This is a genomic window from Bacillus sp. B19-2 (genome assembly GCF_022832475.1).
Lineage (GTDB): Bacteria > Bacillota > Bacilli > Bacillales > Bacillaceae > Bacillus > Bacillus paralicheniformis.
In genome coordinates, this window is sequence record NZ_JALHKQ010000004.1 from 65,548 (window position 1) to 78,955 (window position 13,408).

10 protein-coding genes are annotated in these 13,408 nt (G+C 47.8%); 3 read left to right on the top strand and 7 right to left on the bottom strand.

Going from position 1 to position 13,408, the window contains the following annotated elements; translation table 11 throughout:
- Positions 1-2 precede the first annotated feature (2 nt).
- Positions 3-2,075 (bottom strand): beta-galactosidase, encoded by a 2,073-nt coding sequence (locus MST20_RS16410; RefSeq protein ID WP_243943533.1) that lies wholly within the window; start codon positions 2,073-2,075, stop codon positions 3-5.
- 272 nt (positions 2,076-2,347) lie between these two features.
- Between MST20_RS16410 and MST20_RS16415 the strand changes: the two genes are divergently transcribed.
- On the top strand, positions 2,348-3,265 hold the full coding sequence (locus tag MST20_RS16415; protein WP_035337227.1) for a bifunctional helix-turn-helix transcriptional regulator/GNAT family N-acetyltransferase: 918 nt from the start codon (positions 2,348-2,350) through the stop codon (positions 3,263-3,265).
- 15 nt (positions 3,266-3,280) lie between these two features.
- Complete coding sequence (locus MST20_RS16420) at positions 3,281-4,549, top strand: MFS transporter (RefSeq protein WP_243943535.1); 1,269 nt, start codon at positions 3,281-3,283, stop codon at positions 4,547-4,549.
- 47 nt (positions 4,550-4,596) lie between these two features.
- On the opposite strand, the gene mmsB is transcribed toward MST20_RS16420, so the two are convergent.
- From mmsB to MST20_RS16450, 6 genes are all read right to left on the bottom strand, one after another.
- Positions 4,597-5,808: a multiple monosaccharide ABC transporter permease gene (gene mmsB, locus MST20_RS16425; RefSeq protein ID WP_243943537.1), complete on the bottom strand. Its 1,212-nt coding sequence runs from the start codon at positions 5,806-5,808 to the stop codon at positions 4,597-4,599.
- Entirely contained in the window at positions 5,783-7,351 is a 1,569-nt protein-coding gene (mmsA, locus tag MST20_RS16430; RefSeq protein WP_145645836.1) for a multiple monosaccharide ABC transporter ATP-binding protein, read from the bottom strand. Before mmsA ends, mmsB begins: the two co-directional genes overlap by 26 nt.
- Positions 7,352-7,355: 4 nt before the next feature.
- Complete coding sequence (chvE, locus tag MST20_RS16435; protein WP_035337229.1) at positions 7,356-8,435, bottom strand: multiple monosaccharide ABC transporter substrate-binding protein; 1,080 nt, start codon at positions 8,433-8,435, stop codon at positions 7,356-7,358.
- Between the two features lie 126 nt (positions 8,436-8,561).
- Positions 8,562-9,764 (bottom strand): response regulator transcription factor, encoded by a 1,203-nt coding sequence (locus MST20_RS16440; protein ID WP_243943539.1) that lies wholly within the window; start codon positions 9,762-9,764, stop codon positions 8,562-8,564.
- Positions 9,757-11,520 carry a cache domain-containing sensor histidine kinase gene (locus tag MST20_RS16445; protein ID WP_347880874.1) on the bottom strand — a complete coding sequence of 588 codons (1,764 nt, stop codon included), beginning with the start codon at positions 11,518-11,520 and terminating at the stop codon, positions 9,757-9,759. Before MST20_RS16445 ends, MST20_RS16440 begins: the two co-directional genes overlap by 8 nt.
- Positions 11,513-12,502, bottom strand: coding sequence for a substrate-binding domain-containing protein (locus tag MST20_RS16450; protein WP_243943543.1), 990 nt, complete (start codon positions 12,500-12,502; stop codon positions 11,513-11,515). The genes MST20_RS16445 and MST20_RS16450 overlap by 8 nt, the downstream gene beginning before the upstream one ends.
- Positions 12,503-13,011: 509 nt before the next feature.
- Between MST20_RS16450 and MST20_RS16455 the strand changes: the two genes are divergently transcribed.
- On the top strand, positions 13,012-13,395 hold the full coding sequence (locus tag MST20_RS16455) for a YwqH-like family protein (RefSeq protein WP_003178893.1): 384 nt from the start codon (positions 13,012-13,014) through the stop codon (positions 13,393-13,395).
- The last annotated feature ends 13 nt before the right edge of the window (positions 13,396-13,408 follow it).

Genomic DNA, 13,408 nt, shown 5'->3' on the forward strand with positions numbered 1-13,408 from the left:
TCCTAGGCTTTGCGGCTTCTCCGCAAAATGCTCGTTCCGTATGGAGGCAGTTTGAGAGCGCCTTTTTTCCGGGTTCCTTTTAAGACGTCCGTATATGTTTCTTCCGGAAGCGAGACCGTGCGGTGTTCCGCTGTAAAATTCATCACGAAAATATAATCGTGGCGGCCGTCTGTGCGGAGCTGGGCGGTGACGCCTTTCGGAAGCTCTATATCGAGCACTTTGGCAATCCCGCACTCTTCAATGAGCCTCGATATAAACGCCTCTTGGAACGCCGCCTCATTCCTTGAAGCGATATAGTAGGCCTTCCCGTCTCCGAACAAATTGACCGTCAGCGCCGGCCGGCCCGCGTAAAAATCTTCCCCGTACAGAGCGAGCGCTTCGGCTCCTTCTAAATGAATCAGATCGCAAAGCTCGCTGGCTTCATAGCTCCCGCTTAATCCGAGCCGGTTTTCTGCATCCAGCACGATGGTGTTTTTCTGCCCGTCATGAAGCGCATCGATCTCCTCAGACCAAATGCCGAGCGTTTTTCTTAAGCCTCCAGGAAACCCTCCCAGGAACACAAGATCATCCTCATTAACAATACCCGACCAATAAGTGGCGACAAATGTACCCCCGTTTTGAACGAACTGTTCAATCCTTTCGGCGGTGCCTTCTTTCAGCATGTAGAGCATCGGGGCAACCAAAAGCTTATAGCGGGAGAAATCGGCCTCCATATGAATCACATCAACTGGTACACCTTCACGCCAAAACGGTTCATAAAACGATTTGGCGGTCCGTTCATAATGCATACCGATATTGCGCGGACCTTGGGCGTCTTCCAAAGCCCAGCGATTCTCCCAGTCAAATATAATCGCGGCCTCGGGTTCGACTGTCGTTCCTGCGACATCCTCAAGTTTTTCGAGCTTTTCCCCGAGCTTTTTCACTTCCTGGAAAACGCGCGTATGCTCTGATCCCGCATGATCCACGACGGCCCCGTGAAATTTTTCGCTTGAGCCGCGGCTTTTCCGCCATTGAAAATACTGAACAGTGTCCGAACCGTGAGCGACTGCCTGTAATGATGACAATTCATGCATACCGGGGCGCTTCAGCTTGCTGACGTCCTGCCAGTTCGTCATGCTCGGCGTACTTTCCATCAGCATGAACGGCCGGCCGCCTTTAAGAGACCGATTGATGTCATGAACAAAAGCAATATCGGCTCCAAGCCGGCTGTCTTCCTGCCGGCTGTTGTGCCATGCCGGATAAGAATCCCACGAGATGACATCAAGCAAATCGGCAAACTTCCAATAATTCAATCCGGCATACGTTCCCATAAAATTCGTCGTCACGGGCAATTCGGGGTTAAAAGAACGGACATGGGCAATTTCATGCCGGCAAAAATCAACCGTCTGATCTGTGCCAAAACGCTTCCAGTCCAAATTTAGACCGTGAACGGCATCCTCGCCGTGCGGAGCCGGCGACTCGATCTCGTCCCAATCTGTATAGGTGTGGCTCCAAAACGATGTCCACCACGCATGGTTAAGGCGGTCCAGCGTTTTGTATTTCGCGAGCAGCCACTCTCTGAACTTATCTTGGCAAAGTTCACAATGACACTCTCCGCCGTATTCATTGGAGATATGCCAGCCGATGACAGCCGGGTGATGCGCATAGCGCTCCGCAAGCTTTCCGTTTATGATCGCCGTTTTCCTGCGGTAGACAGGCGACGTATAGCAATGATTGTGCCGCTTTCCGTGAAGGTTTCTGATCCTGTTGCGCTCCGTTCTCAGCACCTCGGGATACTTTTTGGACATCCAAGCCGGTCTGGCGCCGCTCGGTGTAGCCAAGAACGCATAAATTCCGTTTTCCTTGAAAGTATCAAGAACCTGATCGAGCCAATCAAATGTAAATCTTCCTTCTTCAGGCTCGAGCGAAACCCAGGAGAAAATGCCGACAGACATCACATTGCAGCGGGACAGCTTCATCAGGCGGATATCTTCTTTTAAAACGTCCGGATATTTAAGCCATTGATCAGGATTGTAATCGGCTCCATGCAACAGTCGGGGAACTTTCGGGCTGATCGGGGGATACGGTTTGACCATCGTAAAGTTTCATCCTCTCTTCCTCGTTTTCATATGACGCGGAGACAGACATTAAACGCTTTCAAAAACAGGTTGTTAGATTATATACTCTGTTTTCTTCCCTCTTCCCTGCCTGGTGGATGAATTTTCCTGTATGATTGAATTTATCTTTCTTTATTTGTAAAATATAATCTATCATTAACATTTTTAACTTTATTTCCATACACTTGACTAAATCAACGATTTTATTATAATTGATTAAAGCAACGATTTATAGGGAGAGAGGTTTTGAGATGACAGAAATCAATCATTCTATCACATTAAAATTCAGAAAGTTCAATCGATTCTACACAAATGTGCTCGGTTTTCTGAATGAACATATTTATGACAGCCCTTTTTCATTGACGGAAACCCGGATATTATTCGAAATTCACAATACGGCCGATTGTACAGCCAAACTGATTCAAGATACGCTCGGCCTGGACCGGGGCTATGTCAGCCGGATCCTGAAGCGGTTCGAAAAGGAAAATATGGTCTATAAAAAGAGAAGCGAGGAGGACAGCCGCAACCACTATATCTATTTAACAAGCTTCGGCGAATCCATTTATAAGAAGCTGGAGACAAAAGCCAATCAGCAAATCGAATACATGCTGAAGCATATCGACGGCCCCCATCAGGAAAAGCTGACGGAGGCGATGAATACAATTGAATGCATATTGTCGGAACACCTGCCGCCCGAGAAATCGGACGTTTCCATAAGAGATTACTATATATCGGACGATATCAAACTGATGATCGAAAAACAGCGTGCGTTTTACGCGGAGACACATGGCTGGGACGATTCATTTTTGGATTACCTTCACGAAACATTTGATGCCGATATCGAAAACATCTGGATCGCGGAGAGCGCCGGAAGGTTTGCGGGATGCGTCGGGCTCGTCAAACATCCCGGCAAAACCGGACAGCTCAGATGGTTTCTGGTCGACGCCGCTTTTCGGCATCAGGGAGTCGGCACGCGCCTTTTGAAGCAGCTGATCGATTATTGCAAAGACAATCAATTTGAGCGGATTTTTCTATGGACGGTAAGTACGATGGCTGAAGCGCGGCCTTTGTATGAAAAATTCGGATTCAGACTGACGGAAGTGAAAGACGAGACTTTATTATGGGGACAGCGGCTCCGGGAAGAACGCTGGGATGCCGAGTTAGGCTGACGAAATGGAGGATCTATGAAACGGAAAATACACTACGCCTGGATTATCGTTTTTGTGACGTTTTTGACGCTTTTGGCCGTTCAAGGGGTGCGCCTTTCTTTCGGGGCCTTTATTCAGCCTTGGGAAGAAGAATTTTCAATGGACAGGGGCACGATTTCGCTTATTTCCATGCTGAGCTTCATTGTCTACGGCGTATCCCAGCCGGTGATCGGCAGGCTTGTCGACCGGTTCGGGCCGCGGATCATTTTATCTCTCAGCACGCTTCTGGTTGGCTTGAGCATCTTTTTTACATATCTCGTGACTTCTCCGTGGCAGCTGTTTATTTTGTACGGCATCATCGTTTCTCTCGGCGTCGGCGGTGCTTCGAATGTCGCGTCGACCGTCATCGTGACCAACTGGTTCAATGAGAAGCGGGGGCTTGCATTCGGCATTATGGAAGCGGGATTCGGCGCGGGGCAGATGCTGCTTGTCCCTGGATCGCTCATGTTGATCCACTGGTTTAACTGGAAAGTGACCGTCATCGTTCTCGGATTGTTTTTAGCTGTTATCGTATTTCCGATCGTCATCTTGTTATTGCGGAATCATCCTTCGGAAAAGAATGTACAGCCGATCGGCGGCACTCAGGGCGGCGAGATAAAAGAAGAGCCGGACGCCCAGCCGAAAAAGATTCCATACAAAGCCGTTTTTCTCAAAAGGACGTTTTGGTTCCTCGTGTTGCCGTTTTTCATTTGCGGATTTACAACGACTGGGTTAATGGATACCCACCTTATCCCTTTTTCGCATGACCACGGGTTTTCGACCGAAGTAACAAGCGCCGCTGTCAGCCTGCTGGCCGGGTTTAACATCATCGGCATTTTGATTTCCGGAGTCGTCGCTGACCGCTGGAGCAGCCGGAAAATTTTGTGCTTTTTATATGCCGTAAGGGCGCTGTCGCTTGTCATTCTGTTGTCGAGCCACAACTCGATGCTCCTGCTTTGCTTCGCAGTTTTGTTCGGTTTGGTCGACTTTGCGACCGTCGCCCCGACGCAAATGCTCGCAACCCAGTATTTCAGGCAGTACTCCGTCGGGTTCATTCTCGGCTGGCTGTTCCTCAGCCATCAGATCGGTTCGGCGCTCGGCGCTTATTTGCCTGGCGTCTGGTATAGCCAAACAGGTAACTATAACATGTCTTTCTACCTTTCAATCGTTATTTTGGCGGCAGCAAGCATTTTGAACATCCTCCTGCCGGAACCTAAAAAAATAAACCCAACACTGAATCAGGAAGGGCGTTCAGTCCAGCAATAATGAAAAAACCTGTTTTTGATGTTCAAAAACAGGTTTTTCTTTATAAATTAAGAAGTTTTATTTTTATTGTAAATATCAAATGCAACGGCAATCAGAAGGACGAGGCCTTTAATTGCTTGCTGCCAATCGATGCCCAGACCGAGTAGCGACATGCCGTTGTTCATGACCCCCATGACAAGCCCGCCGATGATGGCCCCGCCGATCGTGCCGATTCCGCCGTAAGCTGAAGCACCGCCGATGAAGCAGGCCGCAATGGCGTCAAGTTCAAACAGGTTTCCTGCTTTCGGAGTGGCCGCGTTTAGACGGGCGGCAAAAATCAAGCCGGAAAGAGCGGCTAAGACGCCCATATTGACGAAGACCATAAAGGTAAGCCGTTTTGTTTTGATTCCTGAAAGCTCGGCCGCTTTTTCATTGCCGCCGATTGCGTAGATTCTCCGCCCAATGACGGTTTTTTTCATAACGAATGTGTACCCGGCGATTAAGACGAACAATGTGATCAAAATGAGAGGTATGCCTTCGTACGTCGCGAGAATGTAGGTAAAAAGGTTGATAATGGCGATGATAAAAAACACCTTAATTGCAAACAGACCTTTTCCCTGCAAGTCAAATTGGTATTTCTTCTGCATGTTTCTCTGCTGAAGCTGATAGACGAGATAAAGAATCGACACTCCCGCTCCGGCGACAATCGTCGTCATATGGAGCGCGCCTCCGTTCAGCCAGTCCGGGATAAAGCCGGACGCCATTTTTTGAAAGGACACAGGAAATGGAGCGATCGATTTCCCTTCAAGCACGATCATCGTGAGTCCTCTGAACAATAACATACCCGCCAGCGTCACGATGAAGGCCGGAATCTTGACATAAGCGATCCAAAATCCCTGCCAGGCGCCGATTGCCGCTCCCAGAAGCAACGACAGGACGACCGCCGCAAACAGCGGCATATCGTTTTCGATGATCATCATCGCGGAGACGGCGCCGACAAAAGCGGCGACTGAACCGACTGATAGATCAATGTGTCCCGTGATGATGACGAGCATCATCCCAATCGCTAAAATGAGAATGTAGCTGTTTTGCAAAATCAGGTTCGTAATGTTCAGCGGTCTCAGCAAAATTCCGTCCGTCAGTATTTGAAACAGCAGCATAATAAACACGAGCGCAATGACCATGCTGTATTTCCGGATGTTCTGCTTATACATGTCGCGAAACAGCTGAAAGTAACCGGACTGAGCGCGGTCTTTATCCGTTTGCACCGGTGTCTGCATACGCCTCTCCCCCTCTCTTCATGCGGATGGTCATATATTTCATCAGCTTCTCCTGATCAGCTTCTTCTTTGGAAAATTCGGCGGTGATTTCCCCTTCACACATCGTATAGATTCTGTCGCACATCCCCAGCAGCTCGGGAAGCTCCGAAGAGATCATAATAACCGCTTTACCTGCTTCGGCAAGCTGATTGATGACGCCGTAGATTTCGTATTTGGCGCCGACATCGATGCCGCGCGTCGGTTCATCCAAAATTAAAATGTCAGGCTCCGCAAAAATCCACTTGCTCAGCATGACCTTCTGCTGGTTGCCTCCGCTTAAATTTCCGGTCCGCTGGCCGATATCGGGCGTCTTGATGTTCAATTTCCTGCGAAAATCCTCCGCTTCATGTTTTTCGCGGCGCTCGTCCATCACCAATCGGCTCGACACCTTCTCCAGTTTGGACAGCGTAATATTTTCTTTAATGCTGTCATCCAGAATCAGACCGTTTCCTTTCCGGTCCTCCGTCACATAGACAATGCCGTTTTTAATGGCTTCTTCAGGGTGGCGGATGTAAAGCTCCCGCCCGTCTTTTTCGATTGTGCCGGAGATGTTTTTTCCGTATGATCTTCCAAAAATGCTCATCGCCAGCTCCGTCCTTCCGGAGCCCATCAAGCCGGCAATTCCTGCAATCTCGCCTCTTTTGACAGAAAGGGCCGCCATGTTAACCACTTTGCGATCCTGTTGAAGCGGATGGTGAACTGTCCAATCCTTCACTTCAAAAATGACGTTCCCGATCTTGGCGCTTCTGTCAGGATAGCGGTTTTGCAGCTCCCTGCCGACCATGCCTCTGATGATCCGGTTTTCGGTCAATTGCCCGCTTTGCACATCAAGCGTTTCGATCGTCTGTCCGTCACGGAGCACGGTAATCGAATCTGCGACGTTCGTGACCTCATTTAATTTATGAGAAATCATAATTGAAGAAATCCCCTGTTTTTTCAGTTCGAGTAAGAGCCGCAGCAGATTCTCGCTGTCCGCTTCATTTAAAGCCGCAGTCGGCTCATCCAAAATCAAGAGCTGCACCTTTTTTGCCAAAGCTTTGGCGATTTCAACAAGCTGCTGCTTTCCGACGCCGATTTGGGAAACAAGCGTATCCGGAGATTCTTGAAGCCCGACTTTTTTCATTAATTCAAGCGTTTCCAGCTTTGTTTTTCGCCAATTGATGACGCCGCGGCTCGCCTGTTCATTGCCCAAAAAAAGATTTTCCGCAATGGAAAGCTGGGGGACGAGCGCCAGCTCCTGATGGATGATGACAATCCCCGCCTCCTCACTTTGCTTAATATTTTTGAATTGGCATACTTCCCCTTTATACAAAATGTCGCCCGTATACGTACCGTACGGATATACACCGCTCAGCACCTTCATCAAAGTCGACTTGCCCGCCCCGTTTTCACCGCAGAGGGCATGGATTTCGCCCGCTTTCACGCGAAGGTGGACATTGTCGAGCGCTTTGACGCCGGGAAACTCCTTCGTGATGCCTCTCATCTCCAAAATGCAATCGGACATCGGATCACTTCCCTAATTCCGATTCTTTATAGTAACCGCCGTCAACGAGCACTTTTTTATAGTTCTCTTTATCGACGACGACCGGATCAAGCAGGTAGGACGGAACGACCTTCTCTCCATTGTCATACGTCTTTGTATCATTGACTTCCGCCTTTTCACCTTTTAAGACGGATGTCGCCATCTCAACGGCTTTTTTCGCCAGCTCTCTCGTATCTTTGAAAATGGTTGAGGTCTGCTCCCCTTTAATGATCGAATTCACGGAAGCAAGCTCCGCATCCTGTCCCGTAATAACCGGCAGCGGCTTCTTGTCCGATCCGTAGCCCGCGCCTTTTAAAGACGAAATGATTCCGATGCTGATCCCGTCATACGGTGAAAGCACTGCATCAAGCTTCGCTTTTGTATAATGCGCGCTCAGCAAATTGTCCATCCGGGATTGCGCGGTTGCGCCGTCCCATCTGAGCGTCGCACCTTGCTCAAATGAAGTCTGGCCGCTCAATACCTTTAATTTGCCCGAATCGATATAAGGCTTCAAAACAGACATGGCGCCGTCAAAAAAGAAATGCGCGTTGTTGTCGTCAGGCGATCCCGCGAACAATTCGATGTTGAACGGTCCTTTTTTGTCTTTTAAGCCAAGCTTTTCTTCAATATATTTCCCTTGGAGTTCTCCGACTTTATGATTGTCAAATGTCGCATAATAGTCGACATGTTTGCTGTTCATAAGCAGCCTGTCATAGGAAATGACTTTAATATCCTGCTTATTTGCTTTTTCAAGGACGTCGGTCAGCGCTTCCCCGTCAATCGAAGCAATGACGAGCACATTGACGCCTTTTGTAATCATGTTTTCGATTTGTGAGACTTGGTTTTCAACGACATCTTCCGCATACTGCAGATCCGTTTTATACCCGAGCTTTTCAAACTCTTTCACCATGTATTTCCCGTCATACACCCAGCGTTCCGATGACTTTGTCGGCATTGAGATTCCGACGTAGCCTTTGTCTCCCCCTCCGCTCGCCTGATTCCCCGAACAGGCGGAAACAATGAGACAGAATAGCATTGCAGTGATCAACAGCCAGCATTTTTTCATGCTTGGTATCCCCCTTTTGATTTCTCCCATCATGAATCATGCCAACTGTACCATGTCTTTCGAATGTCCGTCTTTTGAATTAATTAACTATTTTTATAAAAATCAGACTTTTATAAAGCGCTTACATTACAATTTTCTCCCTGTTCGTTCAATTCCCGACATGCGTCGGTACTGATTGGGGGATACCCCCTTCGTTTTTTTAAATACCGTGCTGAAATAGTGCTGTGTATCATAGCCCGTTTGTTCGGCAACATCATGAATCGAAAGCGGGGTTGTCTCTAATAGATGAACCGCTTGGTCCATGCGCATCTCTGTCAAAAGCTGAACAAATGTGATGCCGAGCTCCTTCTTCATGATCCTGCTCAAATAGACAGGCGAGACTTGAAGCGCATCCGCCGTCTGTTTTAAAGAAAACTCCCTTTCAGTGAAATGCTTTTTCATATATTCTTTGGCCCTCGTGACAACCGGCGAGATATTAAATGCTTTCGAGACTTGCTGTCTGCATTGCTGATAGCATTGGGCGGCTGAGCGGCCGTTTTCGGCAAGCCTCGCGAAGCAGACGGCGGCGCCTGCCTGCATTTCAGCTTCGATCATCTCAGCAAGCGCCCGCTGTTCAGCTTCTGTAACAGAACGCCACAGGCAGGCGGCGATCAGACGGTCTCCGTCGAAAAAAACAGCCTTATCACGTTCATCGATAAAGAAGCGTTCTACTTTTTCTTTCAGACTGTCGGCTTCAGACGGCTTGTTCCATACATGCCCGGCCGCGATGACACCGAGCGTCTCAGGATAACGGGCCGGCAGACGGAGGCATTCGAGCTGCCGGTAAACGTCTTCTTCCACTGCCCGGCCTTCGATCCAGCTTCTGAAAACATGCTCTTTCAAAAGGCCGAGGTTTTGTTTAATATGCTGCTCGGCAAGCTTTTGCTCACTGAGCTTCTTTTTTTCAGCTGCCAGCGACACGCTGATCTTTTCGAGCACTTGTTCCAGATGAGCGGGATCAACCGGCTTTAACAAATAATCATCGACATTCAGCCGGATCGCTTCTTGCGCGTATGCAAACTGATCGTAGCCCGTCACGATGACAAAGCGGCACTGCGGCAGGGCGCCGCGGAGCTTTTTCATCAGCGTGATTCCGTTGACGATCGGCATATTCAAGTCGACAATCAATAAGTCGATGCCGTGTTTGAGAGCGAGCTCAAATGCCTCCTCGCCATTCTCCGCTTCAGCCGACACCGACATTTGATAGCGCTCCCAAGAGACGGCATCCCGTATTCCTTCCCGAATCCACGGTTCATCATCGGCAATCAGTACGCGCCAACATTCACTCAAGGCTTGTTCCCCCTTTTGTTAAGATTGGAAGCCGTATTGTGACGGCGGTTCCGGCTCCTTTTCGGCTTTCAACCGTTAAACCGTACGGCTCGCCAAATGTAAGGGCGATCCGTTCATGGACGTTGATCATGCCGTAGCCCGCTGTATCGTCCCTGTGTTTGAATTGATCGGTTATTTGCTTTAGCGTCTCTTCATCCATTCCGGCTCCGTCATCCTCGATTTTGATGATCAGCGAGCCTTCTTCCTCCATGCCTTTGATCGTAATATGCCCTGGCCCCTTTTTTTCTTTAATTCCGTGATAAATCGCATTTTCGACAATCGGCTGAAGTACGAGCTTTAATATCAGGCGATCGTCACAAAGCCCGGTCATTTCGATTGAGTAGTTTAATTTATCGCGGTATCGCGCTTTTTGGATTTTCAAATAGTTTTCAACATGTGCAAATTCATCAGACAGCGGGATGATATCTTTCCCTTTGCTCAAGGAGATGCGGAACAGCTTGGATAAAGCCTGCACGAGACCGCTGACCTCTTCCGCTCCTTTCTTCCTCGCCATCCAATTGATTGTATCCAGTGTGTTGTAGAGAAAATGAGGGTTGATCTGCGCCTGCAGCGCCCTTAATTCAGCTTCCCTTTTTTGGCGCTCTTGTCTTTCTGTGACCGACATCAGCTCCCTGATTCTCAACATCAGGCGATTGAAGCTTTTTCCCAATAGCCCGATTTCATCTTCCCTTTCCTCCTGATAACATGTTGAAAAATTCCCACTTTCCGCCGTTTTCATGACAGCATTCAGCTTCAAAATCGGCCGCGACATGGAATGGGACAAATAATAGGAAGCGGACATTCCGAGAAACGCCGCCGTCAGTAAAAACAAAAGCACATACAAGTGGATTTCCTTCACTTCGAATACCGGTTCACCCGCTTTAAAAACGCCGACCGTTGTCCAGTTCGTAAAGGAAGACGTCTCATAAATGAACTGATACTCCTCTCCCTTAATCCGCTTCGAAAAATAGCCGGACCGGTCTTGACTGAACCACTTTTTCGGCAGAAACAGCTTTGAAGTCTCCGGTGCATAAATATTGCCGCCATTCTCATCCATGATCATCAAATAACCCGTTTTCCCCAAGCGGATATTTTTTGTCGCTTCTGCGAGGACGCGCAGCTTCAAATCGATGAGCACAACGCCTTTCACATGCTGTGTCTCAGGATCGATAACAGCTCTGACGGCAGAAACGACCTCATCTTCTCTGTAGTGCACATGGCTTCTGATATTCCGATTGACAGGCTTTCCGATCATCTTGAAAATTCCTTCATTAGCGACAGCCGCCAGATACCACGGTTCTTTTGTCAAATCTGTCGGCGTGCGTTCATACATCTCATTGCTGATCATCTCACCCTTATCATTGACGACGAGAATGCCCGCGGCTTCGGAATATAAAGAAGTCAGGCCCTGCAAAAACGTCCTTCGCTTATAATCCGCCTCTCCGTCCTCCTTTTCATGATTAAAAAACGCTTCCATTTCTTCATTCATTGATATTAAATATGTCAGGTTCTGCATGTGGCTGACATATACTTCAGCCGTCTTGTTCACTTCGCCGATCAGCTGCAGTGTTTGGTCGATCACCTGTTTTTCAATAATGTTTTCAACGGCCCATCCCGATAAAATGCCGAGGCCGATCGTCGGCAACATGCTGATTAATAAGAGAAGACTGATCAGCTTATGACGGATCGGCGCATTGTTAATCAAACGTTTAATCATTCGCATAATAGGCTGCCACATTTTCTTTCGTTATGATCGTAATGCCTGTATCGATCGCTACCGGAAGCGGGCGTTCTTGCTTCAGATGGTGATTTGAGAAAAACAGCATGTGCAGCGACCAATAGCCCATTTGCCATGTGTCCTGACCCATTGTCGCGGAAATCGATCCGCTTTTGATGCCGTCCAGCGTTTTCTTGTCTTTATCAAAGCCGATGATGCATACTTTCCCTTCAAGTCCCGCCGCCTTCACAGCGCGGGCCACACCGCTCGCCCCATTGGCTTCTGTCGTGAAAATTCCTTTGATGGACGGATTTTTTTCCAGAATCTTCACCGCTTCTTTTTTCGACGTCAGCTCATCCCCTTTTCCGTCCAAAACCGCGGCGACCTTCATGTTCGGGTATTTTTGCTTGATCGTTTGTTCAAAGCCCTTCGTCCTTTCCTGGTGATTGTACTGCCGCGGCTGGGTAATGATGGCGGTCTCTCCCATTCCATCTAAAAACTCGGCCATTCGCCTTGCGGCCTCAGCACCCGCTTCCATATTATTTGTACCGACATATGTAGAGGCTTTGCTGAGCGGGGCGTCTGAATCGAATAAAACGATCGGAATGCCCTGCTCGTGCGCCTTGTCGATGACAGGGTTTAAAGCTTTGGGATCTATTGCCGAAAGCGCGATCCCCGCCGGCTTTTTTGCAATCACCTGCTCGAGGACGGTCGTCTGCTCATGGACATCATAATGGGCCGCCCCCCGATACTCGACAGAGACGTTGAAAAGCTGCGCGGCATCCTCAAAGCCTTTCAAGCCGCTCTTCCAATATTCGATTCCCGATTGAAACGTAACCATCACATATTTTTCGGATAGACTTCCGGCCGCCGGCCTTCTGCTTGCTTCTGTAGATCCGGTTTTATCGCCCCGGGAATAGTCGTAGACATACAGAAAAAACAAACAGAGCATCACAGCATAAACAACTAACAGCTTCTTCATCTTCATCCCCCTGTTGGTCAGAGGACAAGACAGCGTTTACAATCTATCATAAAGTATATATTTAGCCGCATATTTTTCTTAGAATCCAGCTGAGGCATCCTGACAGAAATTCCGCCCGTCCCCTTTTTTCATCACAAACAGACAATTTCCCCCCTTGTTTATATGAAATATCTAATCTATTTGACATTTTGTTCGAAAAACCCTGTTTAGTGTTCGACAAGATTGCCTCTTTCTTAAAATTACCTTAAAGTTTGTGAAACAAAAAATAAATATCATAAAGAACACAGCCCTAAGAACCATGTCTTTTGTCCTTCTAGGAAAATGGAGAAAAGTGCAAAATCGCAGTCATAATAAGGAATTCCCTGCTTAGCCGCTCGACTCGATTCTTTAATCACGGTACATTTTTCCTATTCAACTCATTTATACCATGTTGTAACATTAATAAGGTCCTTTAACGAACGGATCCCAACAGGTCATTTGAATCAAATTTTCCGGGAGGTGGCAGTAACATGATCTGGGAAAAAACAGTTTTATACGGGCTGCAAGGTACACTTCTCATCAAAAAACAACAGCTCGAACAACTGAAAAATTGCCAAACTGAATTAGAAGCAGATAAAAAGGAATTTGACGATTCAAAAGACAGCATCAAAAAGCCCGAACTGTCGCCGACAACATGGCAGGGCAGCCTTGCTGATTCTTTTAAAAACGTCAGAAGCGATATGAAAACGGCCTACAATGATATTTGCGGAAAACAGTTAAATGAAGTGTTTAAACAATTAAAAGAGAAAATCTCTTCCTTAAATGATGACATTGATTCACTAGGTAAGGATATCAGCTCATTAAAAACGAAAATTGAAAAACTGGAAAAAGAAGAAAGAGAAGCCCGCCGCTAAAGGAGTGATTACG